General features: G+C 61.6%; 21 protein-coding genes. 16 read left to right on the forward strand and 5 right to left on the reverse strand.

What is annotated here, in order from left to right; translation table 11 throughout:
• Positions 1-96: 96 nt before the first annotated feature.
• Positions 97-468, forward strand: coding sequence for a glutathione S-transferase N-terminal domain-containing protein (locus ATY02_RS26725; protein ID WP_068587602.1), 372 nt, complete (start codon positions 97-99; stop codon positions 466-468).
• A 46-nt stretch (positions 469-514) separates the two neighbouring features.
• Here the strand turns inward: ATY02_RS26725 and ATY02_RS26730 are convergent, their stop codons facing one another.
• Positions 515-1,117 carry a glutathione S-transferase family protein gene (locus ATY02_RS26730; RefSeq protein ID WP_068587600.1) on the reverse strand — a complete coding sequence of 201 codons (603 nt, stop codon included), beginning with the start codon at positions 1,115-1,117 and terminating at the stop codon, positions 515-517.
• A 19-nt stretch (positions 1,118-1,136) separates the two neighbouring features.
• Complete coding sequence (locus ATY02_RS26735; protein ID WP_068587599.1) at positions 1,137-2,294, reverse strand: PLP-dependent aminotransferase family protein; 1,158 nt, start codon at positions 2,292-2,294, stop codon at positions 1,137-1,139.
• Between the two features lie 82 nt (positions 2,295-2,376).
• Between ATY02_RS26735 and ATY02_RS26740 the strand changes: the two genes are divergently transcribed.
• Positions 2,377-2,820, forward strand: coding sequence for a MarR family winged helix-turn-helix transcriptional regulator (locus ATY02_RS26740; protein ID WP_068587597.1), 444 nt, complete (start codon positions 2,377-2,379; stop codon positions 2,818-2,820).
• Positions 2,821-3,066: 246 nt separating this feature from the next.
• The gene (locus tag ATY02_RS26745) at positions 3,067-4,416 is read left to right on the forward strand and encodes an NCS2 family permease (protein WP_068595874.1); all 1,350 of its coding nucleotides are present in this window, start codon (positions 3,067-3,069) and stop codon (positions 4,414-4,416) included.
• A gap of 163 nt (positions 4,417-4,579) precedes the next feature.
• Here the strand turns inward: ATY02_RS26745 and uraH are convergent, their stop codons facing one another.
• Positions 4,580-4,933: a hydroxyisourate hydrolase gene (uraH, locus tag ATY02_RS26750; protein WP_068587591.1), complete on the reverse strand. Its 354-nt coding sequence runs from the start codon at positions 4,931-4,933 to the stop codon at positions 4,580-4,582.
• 425 nt (positions 4,934-5,358) lie between these two features.
• Between uraH and puuE the strand changes: the two genes are divergently transcribed.
• The 7 genes from puuE (at position 5,359) to ATY02_RS26785 (ending at position 12,768) form a co-directional block, all read left to right on the forward strand.
• Complete coding sequence (gene puuE / locus ATY02_RS26755) at positions 5,359-6,285, forward strand: allantoinase PuuE (protein WP_068587589.1); 927 nt, start codon at positions 5,359-5,361, stop codon at positions 6,283-6,285.
• Entirely contained in the window at positions 6,282-6,797 is a 516-nt protein-coding gene (gene uraD / locus ATY02_RS26760) for a 2-oxo-4-hydroxy-4-carboxy-5-ureidoimidazoline decarboxylase (protein WP_068587587.1), read from the forward strand. The genes puuE and uraD overlap by 4 nt, the downstream gene beginning before the upstream one ends.
• Positions 6,798-6,954: 157 nt before the next feature.
• Entirely contained in the window at positions 6,955-7,458 is a 504-nt protein-coding gene (locus ATY02_RS26765; RefSeq protein ID WP_068587585.1) for an ureidoglycolate lyase, read from the forward strand.
• 51 nt (positions 7,459-7,509) lie between these two features.
• Positions 7,510-8,820 (forward strand): urate hydroxylase PuuD, encoded by a 1,311-nt coding sequence (locus tag ATY02_RS26770; protein ID WP_068595877.1) that lies wholly within the window; start codon positions 7,510-7,512, stop codon positions 8,818-8,820.
• A 171-nt stretch (positions 8,821-8,991) separates the two neighbouring features.
• Positions 8,992-10,341, forward strand: a complete 1,350-nt coding sequence (locus ATY02_RS26775; protein ID WP_068587384.1) for a nucleobase:cation symporter-2 family protein — start codon at positions 8,992-8,994, stop codon at positions 10,339-10,341.
• A gap of 639 nt (positions 10,342-10,980) precedes the next feature.
• Positions 10,981-11,766 carry an outer membrane protein OmpK gene (locus ATY02_RS26780; protein WP_068587386.1) on the forward strand — a complete coding sequence of 262 codons (786 nt, stop codon included), beginning with the start codon at positions 10,981-10,983 and terminating at the stop codon, positions 11,764-11,766.
• 147 nt (positions 11,767-11,913) lie between these two features.
• The gene (locus ATY02_RS26785; RefSeq protein WP_068587387.1) at positions 11,914-12,768 is read left to right on the forward strand and encodes a pirin family protein; all 855 of its coding nucleotides are present in this window, start codon (positions 11,914-11,916) and stop codon (positions 12,766-12,768) included.
• A gap of 16 nt (positions 12,769-12,784) precedes the next feature.
• Here ATY02_RS26785 and ATY02_RS26790 read toward each other — a convergent pair whose 3' ends face one another.
• Positions 12,785-13,957 carry a patatin-like phospholipase family protein gene (locus ATY02_RS26790; RefSeq protein ID WP_068587390.1) on the reverse strand — a complete coding sequence of 391 codons (1,173 nt, stop codon included), beginning with the start codon at positions 13,955-13,957 and terminating at the stop codon, positions 12,785-12,787.
• 51 nt (positions 13,958-14,008) lie between these two features.
• Positions 14,009-14,941 carry a lipid A biosynthesis lauroyl acyltransferase gene (locus tag ATY02_RS26795; protein ID WP_068587392.1) on the reverse strand — a complete coding sequence of 311 codons (933 nt, stop codon included), beginning with the start codon at positions 14,939-14,941 and terminating at the stop codon, positions 14,009-14,011.
• A gap of 121 nt (positions 14,942-15,062) precedes the next feature.
• Here ATY02_RS26795 and minC point away from each other — a divergent pair, with 121 nt between their 5' ends.
• The 6 genes from minC (at position 15,063) to ATY02_RS26825 (ending at position 19,520) form a co-directional block, all read left to right on the forward strand.
• Positions 15,063-15,800, forward strand: coding sequence for a septum site-determining protein MinC (minC, locus tag ATY02_RS26800; RefSeq protein WP_068587393.1), 738 nt, complete (start codon positions 15,063-15,065; stop codon positions 15,798-15,800).
• Between the two features lie 200 nt (positions 15,801-16,000).
• Positions 16,001-16,813, forward strand: a complete 813-nt coding sequence (gene minD, locus ATY02_RS26805) for a septum site-determining protein MinD (RefSeq protein ID WP_058433395.1) — start codon at positions 16,001-16,003, stop codon at positions 16,811-16,813.
• Complete coding sequence (minE, locus tag ATY02_RS26810; RefSeq protein ID WP_068587395.1) at positions 16,813-17,067, forward strand: cell division topological specificity factor MinE; 255 nt, start codon at positions 16,813-16,815, stop codon at positions 17,065-17,067. The genes minD and minE overlap by 1 nt, the downstream gene beginning before the upstream one ends.
• Before the next feature lie 90 nt (positions 17,068-17,157).
• The gene (locus tag ATY02_RS26815) at positions 17,158-17,793 is read left to right on the forward strand and encodes an RluA family pseudouridine synthase (RefSeq protein WP_068587398.1); all 636 of its coding nucleotides are present in this window, start codon (positions 17,158-17,160) and stop codon (positions 17,791-17,793) included.
• A gap of 111 nt (positions 17,794-17,904) precedes the next feature.
• The gene (locus ATY02_RS26820; protein WP_068587399.1) at positions 17,905-19,194 is read left to right on the forward strand and encodes a M18 family aminopeptidase; all 1,290 of its coding nucleotides are present in this window, start codon (positions 17,905-17,907) and stop codon (positions 19,192-19,194) included.
• Positions 19,195-19,343: 149 nt separating this feature from the next.
• Positions 19,344-19,520, forward strand: a complete 177-nt coding sequence (locus ATY02_RS26825) for a hypothetical protein (RefSeq protein WP_164487340.1) — start codon at positions 19,344-19,346, stop codon at positions 19,518-19,520.
• The last annotated feature ends 2 nt before the right edge of the window (positions 19,521-19,522 follow it).

The following is a 19,522-nucleotide window of genomic DNA, read 5'->3' on the forward strand; positions in this document are numbered from 1 at the left end:
GAGAGTGAAAAGACCGGCGTTGATCGCCGGTTTTTTTTCGCCTGGCAAAAATCAGGTAAGCTGCCGCCCCTTCATTCATGGGCAAGAGGCAATACCGTGATCGTCAAAGCGCTGCGAGTCGGCCTGGGCCAACTCATCATTTTCATCGACTTCATCACCCGCCCGCGCAAGCAAAAGCGCAGCGCCGCCGCCCAGGCCCAGGTCGAACAGGCCGCCAAGGGCCTGAGCCTGTACCAGTTCCACGCCTGCCCCTTCTGCGTGAAAACCCGCCGTACCTTGCACCGCCTGAACGTGCCGGTGGCGCTGCATGACGCCAAGAACAACCCGCAGGACCGCCAGGCCTTGCTGGAGCAAGGTGGCAAGATCAAGGTGCCGTGCCTGCGCATCGAGGAAAACGGCCAGACCACCTGGATGTATGAATCCAAGGTGATCATCGACTACCTGAACCAGCGTTTTTCCGCCGCCTGAATCCTCCGGCGGACGAGCCCGGCACCTGCCTGATGCCGGGCCACGCTCAGTCGAGCATCGCCACGTGCCGTGGATGGCTCGCCACCCGTTGCATCCAGGCCTGGATGCCAGGGTAGCGAGCCAGGTCGAAACCGCCTTCATGGGCCACGTGGGTATAGGCATACAAGGCAATGTCGGCGATGGAATAGTGCTCGCCCACCAGGTATGGCGTACGGCTCAACTGCTTCTCCATCACATCCAGCGCCTTGTAGCCACGCTTGTGCAGCTTCAGGTATTCCTCCTCGCGCTCCTGGGGCAGTCCTTCGTAGAGCTTGATGAAACGCGCCACGGCGATGTAGGGCTCATGGCTGTACTGCTCGAAGAACTGCCATTGCAGGACCTGGGTACGTAGCCGCGGCTCGCTGGGCAGGAACCGGCTGCCATCGGCGAGAAAGTTGAGGATTGCATTGGACTCCCACAAGCAGGTGCCATCCTCGAGTTCCAGGACCGGGATCTTGCCATTGGGGTTCTTCGCCAGGAATGCCTCGGTCTGGGTATCCCCACCCAGAATATCCACGGCCTGCCATTCATAGGGCAACCCCAGCAGATTGAGCATCAGTTTGATCTTGTAGCAGTTGCCCGAACGATAATCGCCATAAACCTTGTACATGGCCCTCCCCTTGGGCTGCCTATGCAGCCTGTGCTTGACGTATCACGGTGGCCAGCCGCTTGAGGCCTTCATCCAGCCGTGCTGGATCGATATGGCTGAAATTCAACCGCAGATGCCCGTGATTCTGCTCCGGATCGGAAAAGAACGGCTCACCGGGCATGAATGCGACGTCGCGCTCCAGCGCCGCCCCAAGCAAAGTGCGGGTGTCCAGCGGCTGTTTCAAGCTCAACCAGAAAAACAATCCACCCTGGGGCACCTGCCAATCGGCCAGGTCGGCGAAATGAACCTGCAGAGCTGCCTGGAACGCATCACGGCGCTGGCGATAGAAACCGCGCAATGCCTCCAGGTGCAACTGGAACTTGGTGCTGCCGATCCATTGCATGGCCTGCCATTGACCGAAGCGGTTGGTGTGCAGGTCGGCCGACTGTTTCAGACGCAACAAGTGTGGGAACAGGTCCGCACTGGCGATCAGATAACCCACCCGCAGCCCAGGCAGCAGGGTCTTGGACACCGTCCCGCTGTAGATCCAACTGGCCTTTTTCAAGCGGCTGGCAATCGGCGTGGCACTGCCACCGTCGAAGGTCAGTTCACGATAGGGCTCATCCTCGATCAGGGTGACCTCGAACTCATCCAGCAAGGCCGCCACGGCATCGCGCTTGGCTTCGCTGTAGCGCACCGCCGACGGATTCTGGAAGGTCGGGATCAAATACACGAATGCCGGACGATGCTGCTCCAGGCAAGCCCTCATCCGTGCCAGGTCGGGGCCATCGGCCTGTAGCGGCACGGTCAGGCACTGGGCGCCGAACAGCTGGAAGATTTGCAGGGCCGCAAGGTAAGTCGGGGCCTCCAGCATGATCTCGGTGCCCTTGTCGATGTACAGCTTGGCCGCCAGGTCGAGGGCCTGCTGGGAACCACTGACTACCAAAACCTGGCTGGCCGTACAGGGCAGGCCGAGTTGGCGCGCCTGTTCCGCCAGGGCCTCGCGCAATTGCGGCTCGCCCTCGCTCATGCCGTACTGGCCAATCGTGTGGGGCGCATCCTGCCACTGCACATGGGGCAGCATCGCCTCGGCCGGCAACCCACCAGCAAACGACATCACCTCCGGACGCTGGGCCGCGGCAAGAATTTCACGGATCAAGGAGCTTTTGAGGCGCGACACACGTTCGGAGAAAGCCATAAAGATCACCGCTAGCGAAGGTTGGAGGGAATACGTCAAACTGGTTGACCAAAATTACGCCGGCCTTTGCAGATACGTCAATATGTTTGACCTTACCCAGCCAACCTCGCAGCAAACCGCCATGGAAGCCTTCTTCTTCGGTTACCAGGCCTTTACCGCCAAAGCCGACGAAATGCTCGAACGCCGTGGCTTGAATCGCGTGCACCAGCGCATCGTGTTCTTCATCGCTCGCTATCCAGGGCTGAGCGTGAAAGAACTGCTGGCCTTGCTGGGGGTCAGCAAGCAGGCCTTGAACACCCCCTTGCGCCAACTGATGGAAATGCACCTGGTCGATAGCGCCGCGCCCGCCTCTGACAAACGCAAACGCCTGCTGGAACTGACCGACGAGGGTGCGCGTTTCGAACAATCCTTGCGCCGCGAGCAAGTCAAGCTGCTGCAACGGGCCTTCAGCTTAGCCGGGGAAGATGCCGTCAATGGCTGGTTGGCGGTGAACCAGGCGCTAGCCGGCAAAACGGCCGACGACTGACCTGCCCAGGGGCGGTCGCTGCCATCTCCGCACGCCCCTCCTGATATAGCAGCGTCTTGGGTTTTCTTGCAGACAACTCAAAAAACATTATTTGCATTCTTTGTATACAAAAGCATAATCGCCACGTGTGAGTTCTTGACCCGCAGGTCAATAAACCCTACAAGCCCTGCCTGCCTCAAAGAACCGTTGCCCAACCCCGCGCATCCGGTTCCGAAAAAACAATAAAACTCTTGAGGAGTACTCGCTGTGGAAAGCCGCAAATCCGAAGCCTCGCCGCTCGACCTCTCGCCATCGCCGAACAGCGGCTGGCTGGAGCGCATCTTCAAACTCAGGTTGCATGGCACCACGGTGAAGACCGAGTTGATTGCCGGGGTGACGACGTTCATCACCATGGCCTACATCATCTTCGTCAATCCGAACATCATGGCCGACGCCGGTATCGATCATGGCGCAGCGTTCGTCGCCACCTGTATCTCCGCGGCCCTGGGTTGCCTGCTGATGGGGCTCTATGCCAACTGGCCGGTAGGCCTGGCACCGGGAATGGGACTCAACGCCTTCTTCACCTACACCGTGGTCGGCACCATGGGCTACCACTGGGAAACCGCCCTTGGTGCGGTATTCATCTCCGGCGTGCTGTTCATGATCCTGACCCTGTCGCGGATCCGCGAATGGCTGCTCAACAGCATTCCCGCCAGCCTGCGCTTCGCCATGGGCGCCGGAGTCGGGCTGTTCCTCGGCCTGATCGGTCTCAAGACCTCCGGGATCATCGTCGACAGCCCGGCGACCCTGATCAAGCTCGGTTCCCTACGCGAGCCCGGGCCGCTGCTGGCCGCGGTGTGCTTCCTGATGATCGCCGTGCTCAGCTACCGCCGGGTGTTCGGCGCGATCCTGATCAGCATCATTGCCGTGACCCTGGCCGGCTGGGGCCTGGACCTGGTGCACTACAACGGCATCCTCTCCCCGCCGCCAAGCCTGGCGCCGACCTGGATGGCCATGGATGTCGCCGGAGTGTTCAACGTCAGCATGATCAGCGTGGTCCTGGCGTTCCTGTTCGTGCACATGTTCGATACCGCCGGGACCTTGATGGGCGTGGCCCAGCGCGCCGGACTGGTGAACCCCGATGGCCGGATCGAAAACCTGTCCCGGGCCCTCAAGGCCGACAGCGCCTCCAGCGTATTCGGCGCAGTGGTCGGCGTGCCGCCCGTCACCAGCTATGTGGAAAGTGCCGCGGGCGTAGCCGCCGGTGGCCGTACCGGCCTGACCGCTATCACCGTGGGCGTGCTGTTCGTGGCGGCGATGTTCTTCGCCCCGCTGGCGGGGATGATCCCCGCCTATGCCACCGCCGGCGCGCTGATCTATGTGGCGATGCTGATGATGGGCGGCATGGCCCATATCGATTGGGAAGAAGCCACCGACAGCATTCCGGCGATCGTCACCGCGATCATGATGCCCCTGACCTTTTCCGTCGCCGACGGGATCGCCCTGGGTTTCATCACCTACGTAGTGCTCAAGGCCGGCACCGGCAAGCACAAGGAAATCTCCATCAGCCTGTACGTGCTGTGCGCAATCTTCGTCGCCAAGTTCGTATTCCTGTAGTCACAGGCCCCGGCCGCCAAGCCCCGTCCCGTTGGATGGGGCTTTTTTCATGGAGCACCAGCCACACGACGGCAAGCCCTGGCTGCAGGCAAAAAAAAGCCCGCAGTGTGGGGCGGGCAAGGACCAAAGAAAGCTATTTGCGCAGGATTCTTGGGGGAAAGTCCTAGCTTCCTCGATAGGTCGAATAGCTGTAGGGCGAAATCAGCAGCGGCACGTGGTAGTGATCCTGCTCGGCGCTGATGCCGAAGCGCAGCACCACCACATCGAGGAATGCCGGCTCCGGCAACTGCACACCGCGGGCGCGGTAGTAATCACCAGCATGGAAGTGCAGCTGGTAGACGCCGCTGCGGTAGTCATCGCCCTGCAGCAACGGTGCATCGCAGCGACCGTCGCTGTTGGTGACGGCGGTGGCGACCGGCTCCAGCTGAGCCCCTTCGACCCGATACAGCTCGATCTTGATGGCGCTGCCAGGGCAGCCATGTGCGGCATCCAAAACGTGTGTAGTCAAACGTCCCATTGATTCTGCGTGCCTGTCGCGCCGTGCGCTTCAGGGCTCGCGCCTCCCGAAGTCAGTGAGTGAAGGGAAGCCACAGCATCGACAGCGAGAAAGACTGTGGCAGGTGCACAATTAAGACATTTTCAATAAAAATTGTACACAATAATAATCACAAATATTCGCCTCGCCGCACAGGCTTTCGATAGCCTGCGGATCTTCTGCAAAACCACAGCAACAGACGACTTGCCATTCATTACCTGACTGCTTGGGCAAGTTTCTTGCAGAGCATTCCAGTACCGATAAAAGCGGAAAAATGCAAAAAAACGGGCTTACAAACTGAATATAAAGTTGTATACAATCAAGCCATCGCAGTGACGCCCACCTGGCTTCCCCCGACTTCAGGTCCCGCCACGCCACCGTTATCACGAACAAGAAGGAAGACTGCAGTGAGCGCTGACTACCCTCGCGACCTGATCGGTTACGGCTCCAACCCTCCTCACCCTCACTGGCCAGGCAATGCCCGGGTCGCCCTGTCCTTCGTACTCAATTACGAAGAAGGCGGCGAGCGCAACATCCTTCATGGCGACAAGGAGTCGGAAGCCTTCCTGTCTGAAATGGTCGCCGCGCAGCCCCTGCAAGGCGAGCGCAACATGAGCATGGAGTCGCTGTACGAGTACGGCAGCCGTGCCGGCGTCTGGCGCATCCTCAAGCTGTTCAAGGCATTCGACATCCCGCTGACCATCTTCGCCGTCGCCATGGCTGCCCAGCGCCATCCCGATGTGATCCGCGCCATGGTCGAGGCTGGCCACGAAATCTGCAGCCACGGCTACCGCTGGATCGACTACCAGTACATGGACGAGGCCCAGGAGCGCGAGCACATGCTCGAAGCGATCCGCATCCTCACCGAGATCACCGGTGAACGCCCCCTGGGCTGGTACACCGGCCGCACCGGCCCGAACACCCGACGCCTGGTGATGGAGGAAGGTGGTTTCCTCTACGACAGCGACACCTACGACGACGACCTGCCCTACTGGGAAGCCAACAACCCCACAGGCAAGCCGCACCTGGTGATCCCCTACACCCTGGACACCAACGACATGCGCTTCACCCAGGTCCAGGGCTTCAACAAGGGCGATGACTTCTTCCACTACCTCAAGGATGCCTTCGACGTGCTGTATGCCGAGGGTGCAGAGGCACCGAAGATGCTCTCCATCGGCCTGCATTGCCGCCTGGTGGGGCGCCCCGCGCGCCTGGCCGCCCTCAAGCGTTTCCTCGAGTACGTCAAGGGCCACGAGCAGGTCTGGTTCAGCCGCCGGGTCGATATCGCCCGCCACTGGCACCAGGTCCATCCTTACCAGGGGGCCGCGAAATGACCGCTTTCCAGACCCTCAAGCCCTCGACCCTGGACCGCGCAGGCTTCGTCGAGGCCTTCGCCGACATCTACGAGCATTCCCCATGGGTGGCCGAAAAGGCCCATGACCTGGGCCTGGATGCCTCCATCGACCAGATCGAGGGCCTGCACCAGCGCATGAGCGACATCCTGCTCAGTGCCGATCACGCCCGCCAACTGGCGCTGATCAACGCTCACCCGGACCTCGCCGGCAAGGCCGCGATCCAGGGCGAGCTGACCGAGGCCAGCACCAACGAACAGGCTGGCGCCGGCATCCATCAGTGCACCGCGGAGGAGTTCCAGCGCTTTACCGAGTTGAACGACGCCTACAAGGCCAAGTTCAAGTTCCCCTTCATCATGGCGGTGAAGGGCAGCAACCGGCACCAGATCCTCGCCGCGTTCGAAACCCGCATCCACAACTCGGTGGACACCGAGTTCAAGTGCGCCCTGGAGCAGATCAACAAGATCGCCCTGTTTCGCTTGCAAGCCCTGTAGTCCTCCAAGGTGCCAGTCCCGATGACTCCCAGGGGCCTTCAGGGACTGGCATGACAAACAGACAAGAACGATGCAGGACCACCTACGCCAGCAACGCACCGACCTGACGGCCGAGCGTGGTCAGCAGTGACTTCATTAGAGAACGAAGAAGAACAGCATGCGCACACTGACGATTGAACCCCTGACCAAAGAAGCCTTTGCCCCTTTCGGTGACGTGATCGAAACCGAGGGCAGCGACCACTTCATGATCAACAATGGTTCGACCATGCGCTTCCACCGCCTGGCGACGGTCCAGACCGCCCAGCCGGAGGACCAGGCCATCATCAGCATCTTCCGCGCCGATGCGCTGGACATGCCGCTGACCATCCGCATGCTGGAACGCCATCCGCAGGGCAGCCAGGCTTTCATCCCGCTGCTCGGCAACCCCTTTCTGATCGTGGTCGCGCCGCTTGGCGATGCACCTGTATCAGGTCTGGTCCGCGCCTTCGTCAGCAATGGCAGGCAGGGCATCAATTACCATCGCGGCGTCTGGCACCACCCGGTGCTGACGATCGAAAAGCGGGATGACTTCCTGGTGGTTGATCGCAGTGGTTCGGGTAACAACTGCGATGAGCATTTCTTCAAAGAGGATGAGCGTTTGATCCTCGCCCCCCACCAATAAGAGAAGGCCCGATCACCCGACAACAAGGGTGACGGGTATGAGGTAGAGACTGTGGAAGCACATCTGTTGGAATGGCTCAATCTGAGCGTGCGCTGGATACACATGATCACCGGTGTGGCCTGGATCGGCGCATCGTTCTATTTCGTCTGGTTGGAGAACAACCTCAATCGCGCCAACCCCAGGGACGGCTTGTCCGGCGACCTCTGGGCGATCCACGGCGGCGGCATCTACCACCTGGAGAAGTACAAGCTGGCACCGCCCTCGATGCCGGAGAACCTGCACTGGTTCAAGTGGGAGGCCTACTTCACCTGGATGTCGGGGATTGCCCTGTTGTGCCTGGTGTTCTATTGGAACCCGACCCTCTACCTGCTCGCCCCTGGCAGCACCCTGAGCGGTGGTGAAGGTATCGCCATCGGCGTCGGCTCGCTGATCGCCGGCTGGTTCATCTACGACTTCCTGTGCGACTCGCCGCTGGGCAAGCACCCCGCCCTGCTGGGCCTGGTACTGTTCGTACTGGTCATCGCCGCCTGCTTCGGCTTCAGCCAGGTGTTCAGCGGTCGCGGCGCCTACCTGCACACCGGGGCGATCATCGGCACCATCATGGTGGGCAACGTGTTCCGCATCATCATGCCGGCCCAGCGCCAGCTGGTAGCGGCCATCGAGGCCAACCAGACCCCGGACCCGGTCCTGCCGGCCAAGGGCCTGCTGCGTTCGCGGCACAACAACTACTTCACCCTGCCGGTGCTGTTCATCATGATCAGCAACCACTTCCCCAGCACCTACGGCAGCCAGTACAACTGGTTGATCCTGGCCGGCATCGCCGTGGCGGCCGTGTTGGTTCGCCACTACTTCAATACCCGCCATGACAGCCACAAGTTCGCCTGGACCTTGCCAGTCGCGGCACTGGGCATGATCTGCCTGGCCTATGTGACGGGCCCTACGCCGATGACCAGCGCTCCTGAAGTGGCCAAGGCACCCGCCAAGATCGATTACCAACCCCTGCCGGAAACCGCTCTCGGGGGCGGCGCCAAACCGGCCACCGAGGCACCGGCCCAGGCTCCAGCGACGACCACTACGGCACCGGCCCAAGCCAGTAACGGCCCGAGCTTCGAGAAGGTCCACAGCGTGATCCAGGAGCGTTGCGCGGTCTGCCATTCGGCCAAGCCCACCAGCTCGCTGTTCAGCACCGCACCGGCTGGCGTGATGTTCGACACCCCGGAGCAGATCCGCCTGCAGGCAGCACGTATCCAGGCCCAGGCCGTGGCCAGCCAGATCATGCCCCTGGGCAACATCACCCAGATGACCCAACAGGAGCGTGAGCTGATCGGTGCCTGGATTGCCCAGGGGGCCCAGACCAACTGATCCGCGCCTGGCGCCAGGCTGCTCTGCGGGCAAGCTCGCCTCTACAGAACCTGCACTCTCTGTAGAAGCGAGCTTGCTTGTCATCAGCCGATCATGATTTGCCCGTTGCACACCGCTGTGCACCAAGACACAGCGGCTAAATCACAAGAATAAGAACATCCGAGGTGTTGCATGTCCGATTCATCCGAACAGTGCGTCCCCGATGCGCCCGCCATTCAGCGCTTGCCCTTCTTGCAACTGATCCTGGTCGGTTTGCAGCACGTTCTGCTGATGTATGGCGGTGCAATCGCGGTACCGCTGATCATCGGACAGGCCGCTGGCCTGAGTCGTGAAGAAATCGCCTTCCTGATCAATGCCGACCTGCTGGTGGCCGGCATTGCCACCATCGTCCAATCGTTCGGCATCGGCCCCATGGGTATCCGCATGCCGGTGATGATGGGCGCCAGCTTCGCCGCCGTCGGCAGCATGGTGGCCATGGCCGGCATGCCCGGCATCGGCTTGCAGGGCATCTTCGGCGCCACCATCGCGGCCGGCTTCTTCGGCATGCTGATTGCGCCCTTCATGTCCAAGGTGGTGCGTTTCTTCCCGCCTTTGGTCACCGGCACGGTGATCACCTCGATCGGACTGTCGTTGTTTCCCGTGGCGGTAAACTGGGCTGGCGGGGGCACTTCCGCGCAATTCGGCTCTCCCATCTACCTGATCGTCGCCGGGCTGGTACTGGGCACGATCCTGCTGATCCACCGCTTCATGCGCGGCTTTTGGGTGAACATCTCCGTGCTGCTCGGCATGGCCCTGGGCTACGCACTGTGTGGCCTGATCGGCATGGTCGACCTCGGCGGACTGGCCCAGGCTCCCTGGCTGCAAGTGGTGACGCCGCTACACTTCGGCATGCCGCAGTTCCACCTGGCCCCCATCCTGTCCATGTGCCTGGTGGTGGTGATCATTTTCGTCGAGTCCACCGGCATGTTCCTCGCGCTGGGCAAGATTACCGGTCATGAAGTCACGCCGCGCATGCTGCGCCGGGGCCTGTTGTGCGATGCCGGGGCCTCGTTCTTCGCTGGCTTCTTCAATACCTTCACCCACTCCTCCTTCGCCCAGAACATCGGCCTGGTGCAGATGACCGGGGTCCGCTGCCGCTCCGTGACCATGGTCGCCGGTGGCCTGCTGATCGTCCTCAGCCTGCTGCCCAAGGCCGCCTTCCTGGTGGCTTCGATTCCCCCGGCGGTACTGGGCGGTGCGGCCATCGCGATGTTCGGCATGGTCGCCGCCACCGGAATCAAGATTCTCCAGGAGGCTGATATCGCCGATCGCCGCAACCAACTGCTGGTGGCGGTGAGCATCGGCATGGGCCTGATCCCGGTGGTGCGTCCGGAGTTCTTCTCCCACCTGCCCCTGTGGATGAGCCCCATTACCCACAGCGGCATCGCCATGGCGACCCTGAGTGCCCTGCTGCTGAACCTTTTGTTCAACATTCTCGGCGGTGCCGAGCGGGCCTCTGCCCAGCAAGTGCACCAACACTAGCTCGTGAGCCGGGCGTCATTGCGACGCCCGGACTTTGACTCACCCATGACCTGATACCTGTCACAGCGGCGATCCCAGCAAGGAACGACCGCTACCTGCAATCGCTGCGCCTTGACAATAAGAACAACCAGGGAGCAACCACCATGCAGACCGACCGGACGGGCCTGTCGGCGTTTCGCCGCCAGCCGCCGACACGTCTCCAGCCCATGGCTGGCGCCAGCCATCTTCCGGGCATCGCCCCTCATCGCCAGCCGGTTCCGCAAATGACCGGCCTGCCCATCCGTCAATGGCTGCAAGTGCGTCACCGTGCTGCACTTGAGCCCTGCCGTGGGAGCCAGTATTCTCCGCGGCCGCGCGAATCCGGTCTAAAAAAAAGCCCGGATGAAAAACCTGACCCAAGAGCCAATTTATCCCGGCCAAGGCAGGTAGCCAGGCACACGAAAACAGTGCAGGGAAAAAACTCTCGCTCGACTGTATCGCTACAGCCGGACGGGAGTTTTTTTGCTTTTTTCGGACCTGGCCCAGCAGACGCTAAAAGCGTCGACGCTGATCGAACGCAGAGTTGTAACGCAAGGAAAAGGCGCCAAACCAGAGCGCTATGCCAAGAAAACATGGAACCACTACTTTTGGAGCAACCGAATGAACCCGATGAGCAAGAACCTGCTGCTCGCCACCGGCCTGCTGGCCGGGAGCCAGGCCATGGCTGGCGATCTGCTGCAGTGGCAGAACAACAGCCTGACCTACCTGTATGGCAAGAACTTCCAGGTCAATCCGCAGATTCAACAGACCGTGACGTTCGAACACGCCGACGCCTGGAAATATGGGGATAACTTCTTTTTCCTCGACCGCATCTTCTACAACGGCAAGGAGGACGGCAACGTCGGCCCGGACACCTATTACGGTGAGTTCACCCCGCGCCTGTCGTTCGGCAAGATCTTCGACCAGAAGCTGGAATTCGGCCCGATCAAGGACGTGCTCCTGGCCTTTACCTACGAGTTCGGCGAAGGCGACAACGAGTCCTACCTGGTCGGTCCCGGGTTCGATCTGGCAGTGCCCGGTTTCGACTACTTCCAGCTGAACTTCTACCAGCGCCACACCGAAGGCAGCCGCCCAGGTGATAACGTCTGGCAGATCACCCCAGTGTGGTCCTACACCATTCCCGTGGGCGGTTCGGACATCCTGATCGACGGCTACATGGACTGGGTCGTGGACAATGACCGCAACGCCAAGGGCACCTACCACGCCAACCTGCACTTCAACCCACAGGTCAAGTACGACCTGGGCAAGGCCATGAACTGGGGCGCCAAGCAGCTGTACGTCGGTTTCGAGTACGACTACTGGAAGAACAAGTACGGCATCCAGGATTCCCGTGGCTTCGAAACCAACCAGGACACCGCCAGCCTGCTGATCAAGTACCACTTCTGATCAGAGCTTGCGGACGCTGCCTCCACCCGGTTGGAGGCAGCGCACAATACATCTACAAATTCGATAAAACCTTCGCACATTTCGCAACCATCGATCGATGAAGCAGGCATAACATGCCGCCATTCCCACATTGATCAGGAGTTGCCCATGACCCAGCTGCGCAAGGTACTCAGCATCCATAGCGGCCAGCCCGCCTCTGACGGTGCCGGGGTGAAACTGACCCGGGTCTTCGGTGGCCAGGGTGTCGAACGCTTCGATCCGTTCCTGATGCTCGACGAATTCGGTTCACAGAACCCGGACGACTACATCGCCGGATTTCCACCTCATCCACATCGTGGTTTCGAGACCGTGACCTACATGCTCGAAGGGCGCATGCGCCACGAGGACCACCTGGGTAATGTCGGCCTGTTGCACAGTGGCGGCGTGCAGTGGATGACCGCAGCCAAAGGCATTATCCACAGTGAGATGCCAGAGCAGGAAGAAGGCGTGATGCGCGGCTTCCAGCTGTGGCTGAACCTGCCGGGCCGGCACAAGCTCGACCCCGCCGCCTACCGGGACATCCAGCCCCAGGACATCCCCCGGCTGACCACCACCGGAGGAGTCGAGGTGGTCGTGATTGCCGGACGCTTCGACGATGGCCAACACCAGCAGGCAGGAGCCGTGGAGCGCCCCCATACCGAGCCACAGTACTTCGACCTGCGATTGCCCGCCGGCGCCTCAGTCAGTCCACGCCTGCCAGCAGGGCATCGGGCGTTGCTGTACGTCTACGAAGGCGCGCTCGAGCTTCCCGGCCATCCACAGAGCGTGGCCAGCGGCAAGCTGGTGCGCCTGTCCGATGACGGTGAGTTGCAATTAAGCAGCTTGCACGGTGCCCGAGTGCTTCTGATCGCCGGCAAGCCCTTGGCTGAACCTGTGGTGCAGTACGGACCTTTCGTGATGAATACCCGGGAGGAAATCGAGCAGGCCCTGCGAGACTTTCGCGACGATCGCCTGACGGACTGAAGCCCAGGGCCAGGGCTCAGGCCGGCGCCAGGGTCTTGCGCAAGCCGAGGAATCGCGCCAGTTCCTGGGCCTTGGCCAGTGCGTCGCTGCGCCCCAGCTCGATCAGTTCGCTGCAATAGGCCGCCTCGAACAGCAGGTAGCTCAACACCCCAGCACCACTGGTTCGAGTCGCCCCCGGCCCCCGCAGGAACAAGCGAAGGGCTGCCGGCAACTCCTGCCGGTGGCGCGCGGCGATCTCATCGATCGGCTGGCTTGGGGCAATCACCAGTACCTCGACCGGGGCAATGCCCAGGCCGTGCTCGGTGGCACCGCCTGGCACCAGGCGGGTGAAATGATTGAGGCGCTCCAGCAGTTCGATATCGCTCTCCAGGCTGTCGATGAAGGTACTGTTGAGCATGTGGCCACCAATCTGCGCCAACGTCGGCTCCTGCCCGGTGTAGCTGCGTGGCGTGGCGTTCTCCGGATCGTTGCCCCGCGGGTTGCCACTGACCCCCACCACCAGCACCCGACTGGCTCCCAGGTGCAACGCCGGGCTGATGGGCGCCGACTGGCGTACCGCGCCATCGCCGAAGTACTCCTGGTCGAGCTTCACTGGGGCGAACAACAGTGGGATCGCCGAACTCGCCAGCAGGTGGTCCACGGTCAAGCGGGTCGGCAACCCGATCCGCCGATGTCGCAACCAAGGGTCGATCACCCCTCCCCCTTGATAGAAGGTCACGGCCTGGCCGGACTCGTAACCGAAGGCGGTGACCGCCACTGCATGCAACTGCCCCTGGGAAATGGCATCGCCGATCCCCGAAAGGTGCATGTGCTGGTTGAGTAAATCCCGCAGGGGCGAACTGTTGATCAGCGCCACCGGCACCTGGGCGCCCAATCCCAACAGGCTGTGGCCGACGAACCGGCTGGCCTGGCGAATCACCCCCGGCCAGTCGCTGCGCATCACCTGGTCACTGCGAAAGCTGCGCCAGAACTCTGTGAGGCGCTTGATCGCCGCCGAGAAATCAGTGGCGCCACTGGCCAGGCTGACGGCGTTGATGGCCCCGGCGGAGGTGCCAACGATCACTGGAAAGGGGTTGCGTGCCCCCGGCCCAAGCAGTTCGGCAATCGCCGACAAGACCCCGACCTGATAGGCCGCCCGGGCTCCACCGCCGGAAAGAATCAAACCGGTGACAGGTTCTGCCGCACTCATCAACTCATTCCCTCCATGGCGCCCGGGGGCCGTTCTGTCATTGCCTGGGGATCACCCGCGCTTCTTGTAGAGGCGCGGCTCACCCGGCGGCCGGCTCTTGAAGCGCCGATGTGCCCAGAGATATTGCTCGGGACAAGCACGCAACGCACCCTCGACCCACTGGTTGATCCGCAGGCAATCCTCTTCTTCGGTGGCGCCGGGAAAGTCTTCCAGCGGAGCATGGATCACCAGGCGATACCCGCGGCCATCGGCCAGGCGCTCCTGGGTGAAAGGCACCACCTGCGCCTTGCCCAGGCGGGCGAACTTGCTGGTAGCCGTGACCGTGGCAGCCTGAATGCCGAACAGGGGCACGAACAGGCTCTGCTTGGCGCCGTAGTCCTGGTCCGGCGCATACCAGATCGCACGGCCGGAACGCAGTAGCTTGAGCATGCCGCGCACGTCCTCGCGCTCCACGGCCAGGGAATCGAGATTGTGCCGCTCGCGGCCGCGGCGCTGAATGAAATCGAATACCGGATTCTTGTGCTGGCGATACATGCCGTCGATGGTGTGCTGCTGGCCCAGCAGCGCAGCACCGATTTCCAGGGTGGTGAAATGCAGGGCCATCAGGATCACCCCCTGCCCCTCTCGCTGGGCCTGCTTGAGGTACTCCAGCCCCTCGACGTGGGCCAGGCGTGCCAGGCGCGGCTTGGACCACCACCAGCTCATGGCCATTTCGAAGAATGCGATCCCGGTCGAGGCGAAGTTCTCCTTGAGCAGGCGCTTGCGCTCTGCCACGGACTTTTCCGGGAAGCACAATTCCAGATTGCGCCAGGCAATGCGCCGGCGCTCGCCCGCTACCCGATACATCAGCGCCCCCAGGGCACGACCGATTTGCAGCAGGACGGGATAGGGCAGTTGGACGACCAGCCATAACAAGCCAAGCCCCAGCCACAGCGGCCAGAAACGTGGAGACAAGAATGCAGCTTGAAAACGCGGGCGATCCATTAAAGATTCCGGACAGACAACAGGGTCGCGCATTCTACAACGGTTCGACCTGGCTTGCGGGCCGAGGGCGTTCTCGTTATAAGTCTCGGCACTTTTAGTGACAAGCCGCCTTCTGCAGACCATGAGCCAAACCGAATCGCTAGACCAAGACCCCGTCTTCCAGTTGAAAGGCAGCATGCTCGCCATCACCGTACTGGAACTGGCCCGCAACGACCTTGAGGGCCTGGATCGGCAACTGGCCGCGAAGGTCGCCCAGGCACCGAACTTCTTCAGCAACGCTCCCCTGGTCCTGGCCCTGGACAAACTGCCCGCCACCGAAGGCTCGGTGGACCTGCCCGCACTGATGCGCGTGTGCCGCCAACATGGCCTGCGTACCCTGGCCATTCGCGCCAGCCGAATCGAGGACATTGCCGCGGCGATTGCCGTCGACCTGCCGGTTCTGCCACCGTCCGGAGCCAGGGAACGACCGCTGGACCCACCTGAAAGCGAAGTCCGCAAGGTTCCGGAAAAGCCCCCCGAGCCTACCGTCAAGCCAACCCGCATCATCACTTCGCCAGTACGCGGTGGGCAGCAGATCTATGCCCAGGGCGGCGACCTGGTGGTGGTGTCCTCGGTCAGCCCCGGCGCGGAACTTCTCGCCGACGGCAATATCCATGTATACGGCCCAATGCGTGGCCGGGCGCTGGCTGGCGTCAAGGGTGACACCAAGGCGCGGATTTTTTGTCAGCAGTTGAGCGCCGAACTGATCTCCATCGCCGGCCAGTACAAGGTCTCCGAAGACCTGCGACGCGACCCTTTGTGGGGCTCGGGAGTCCAGGTCAGCCTGTCGGGAGACGTGTTGAACATCACTCGTCTTTAACGGATACTGCCGCATTTTCCAAACATCTCTAAAACGTAGCGAAAACGGCTCAAACGAAGTGGGAAATTGGCGACCCGCAGCGTCTACCAACGGTAGATCCTGCCACTGGCCGAGCTCCAGCCACGGCTGTCCGACTGCAGTAGTTTTCAAGAGATGTTTTTCAGGGACCCAAAGTCCTTTTTCCTTAGGGGTGAAACACCTTGGCCAAGATTCTCGTTGTTACATCCGGCAAGGGTGGTGTGGGTAAAACCACCACCAGCGCCGCTATCGGTACCGGCCTCGCTCTGCGTGGCCACAAGACTGTCATCGTCGACTTCGACGTCGGCCTGCGTAACCTCGACCTGATCATGGGCTGCGAGCGTCGCGTGGTGTATGACTTCGTCAACGTGGTGAATGGCGAGGCCAACCTGCAGCAGGCGCTGATCAAAGACAAGCGCCTGGAAAACCTCTATGTACTGGCCGCCAGCCAGACCCGCGACAAAGACGCGCTGACCCAGGAAGGCGTGGAAAAAGTCCTGATGGAGCTCAAGGAGACCTTCGATTTCGTGGTCTGCGACTCTCCGGCCGGCATCGAGAAAGGCGCTCACCTGGCGATGTACTTCGCCGACGAAGCGATTGTCGTGACCAACCCGGAAGTGTCTTCGGTTCGCGACTCCGACCGCATGCTGGGCCTGCTGGCCAGCAAGTCCCGCCGGGCCGAGAAAGGCGAAGATCCGATCCAGGAACACCTGCTGATCACCCGCTATCACCCAGAGCGAGTCGAAAAAGGCGAGATGCTTGGCGTCGAAGACGTCAAGGAAATCCTCGCCGTTCGCCTGCTGGGCGTGATCCCGGAGTCCCAGGCAGTGCTCAAGGCTTCCAACCAGGGTATCCCTGTCATCCTCGACGACCAGAGCGATGCCGGCCAGGCCTACAGCGACACCGTCGATCGCTTGCTGGGCAAGGAAAAAGAACACCGGTTCCTGAATGTCGAGAAGAAGGGATTCTTCGAGCGCCTGTTTGGAGGTAGATAATGAATCTTTTTGACTTCTTTCGTGCCAGCAAAAAGGTCACTACCGCGTCGGTAGCGAAAGAGCGTCTACAGATCATCGTGGCGCACGAACGCGGCCAGCGCAGCACCCCGGATTACTTGCCTGCCCTGCAGAAGGAACTGGTGGAAGTGATCCGCAAGTACGTCAATATCGGGTCCGACGACGTGCATGTCGCCCTGGAAAACCAGGGCAGTTGCTCGATCCTGGAACTCAATATCACCCTGCCTGATCGCTGATCGACCAGGCTGGAGCCACGGCGGCTCGCGGGCCTCATGCATACATGGGGCTGGCGTGCCGCCGTTGGCGTTTGTTACGAGACTGTTTTAATGCCGCTGTCCAATATCCACATCCTGCATCAGGATGCCGCCCTCCTGGTGGTCAACAAACCGACCCTGCTGCTTTCGGTTCCCGGTCGCGCCGACGACAACAAGGATTGCCTGATCACCCGCTTGCAGGAGAACGGTTATCCCGAGGCCCGCATCGTCCATCGACTGGACTGGGAAACTTCAGGGATCATCCTGCTGGCTCGCGATCCGGATACCCATCGTGAGCTGTCCCGGCAGTTCCATGACCGCGAGACCGAAAAGGCCTATACCGCCCTGTGCTGGGGTCAGCCGGAACTGGACAGCGGCAGCATCGACCTGCCCCTGCGCTATGACCCACCGACCAAACCGCGACACGTGGTGGACCACGAACAGGGCAAGCACGCCCTGACCTTCTGGCGCGTACTGGAGCGCTGTGGCGACTGGTGCCGGGTCGAGCTGACGCCCATCACCGGCCGCTCCCACCAATTGCGCGTGCATATGCTGTCGATCGGCCACCCGCTGCTGGGCGATGGCCTCTACGCGCATCCACAAGCCCTGGCCGCCTGGCCGCGCCTGTGCCTGCACGCCAGCATGCTCGCTTTCACCCATCCACAGACCGGCGAACGCTTGCGCTTCGAATGCACCGCGCCGTTCTGAAGCCTCTGTAGCAGGAGACCCCAGCGGCTCCTGCTGACGCCTCCAAGAGCCCACGCCGCCACTTTTCCGATCAATACGTTAAACTCGCGCCACTGCTGTCTGGAGCTACTTATGCGCGAAGAGTTGAACCAAGGCCTGATCGACTTCCTCAAGGCCTCCCCTACCCCTTTCCATGCCACTGCCAGCCTTGTTCAACGCCTGGAAGCAGCGGGCTACCAGCGTCTCGATGAGCGCGAACCGTGGACCACCGAAGCCAACGGCCGCTACTACGTCACGCGCAACGATTCCTCCATCGTCGCCGTCAAGCTGGGTCGGCACTCCCCTCTGCACGGTGGCATTCGCATGGTCGGCGCCCATACCGACAGCCCGTGCCTGCGGGTCAAGCCTCAACCCGAGCTGCAACGCCAGGGTTTCTGGCAACTGGGCGTGGAAGTCTATGGCGGGGCGCTGCTGGCCCCCTGGTTCGATCGCGACCTGTCCCTGGCAGGCCGGGTGACCTTCCGCCGCGACGGCAAGGTGGAAAGCCAGTTGATCGACTTCAAGGCGCCGATCGCGATCATTCCCAACCTGGCCATCCACCTCAACCGTGAAGCCAACCAGGGCTGGGCGATCAATCCACAGAACGAGCTGCCCCCGATCCTGGCCCAGTTCGCCGGTGACGAGCGCGTGGACTTTCGTGCCGTGTTGACCGACCAACTGGCCCGCGAACACGGCCTGAACGCCGACGTGGTGCTGGATTACGAATTGAGTTTCTACGACACCCAGAGCGCTGCGGTGATCGGCCTGCACGGCGACTTCATCGCCGGCGCGCGCCTGGACAACCTGCTGTCCTGCTACGCCGGGCTGCAAGCCCTGCTCAATGCCGACAGCGACGAAACCTGCGTGCTGGTGTGCAACGACCATGAAGAGGTCGGCTCCTGCTCGGCCTGTGGCGCCGATGGCCCGATGCTCGAGCAGACCCTGCGCCGCCTGCTGCCCGAAGGTGACGAGTTCGTGCGTACCATTCAGAAATCGCTGCTGATTTCTGCCGACAACGCCCACGGCGTACACCCCAACTACGCCGACAAGCACGACGCCAATCACGGCCCCAAGCTCAATGCCGGCCCAGTGATCAAGGTCAACAGCAACCAACGCTACGCCACCAACAGCGAGACTGCCGGTTTCTTCCGTCACCTGTGCATGGCCGAAGAGGTGCCGGTGCAGAGCTTCGTGGTCCGTAGCGACATGGGCTGCGGCTCCACCATCGGCCCGATCACCGCCAGCCACCTGGGGGTACGGACCGTGGACATCGGCCTGCCGACCTTCGCCATGCACTCGATCCGCGAGCTGTGCGGCAGTCATGACCTGGTCCACCTGGTCAAGGTGCTGAGCGCCTTCTACGCCAGCCAAGAGCTGCCGTAGGCCGCCAACCGAGCCCGCACAGGGACGTCACCTGTGCCGGCTCGGCCCCAGGAACCGGTGGCAGAGCGGCCGGTTGCTGATGCACATCACCACGGATCGCGACAAAACGACCTAGACTTATAAGAATTCCTTCTGAGGAGGCCACGGCCATGATCTCGATGTCTTCATTCCATTCCATGCTCGTGCCGATCCTCGCTGGCATGATCCTGCTGGCCATCGGCTTCAATTTCCGCGACAAGAACCTCGGCGTGTTCAGCATGTGGACTGGCATGCTGCTGATCCTTGGCACCGTGGTCTACAAGATCCTGGCCAAGCTCGCGGAATAAAT

Source organism: Pseudomonas sp. BIOMIG1BAC, assembly GCF_001705995.2.
In the GTDB taxonomy this organism is placed as follows: Bacteria; Pseudomonadota; Gammaproteobacteria; order Pseudomonadales; family Pseudomonadaceae; genus Aquipseudomonas; species Aquipseudomonas sessilinigenes.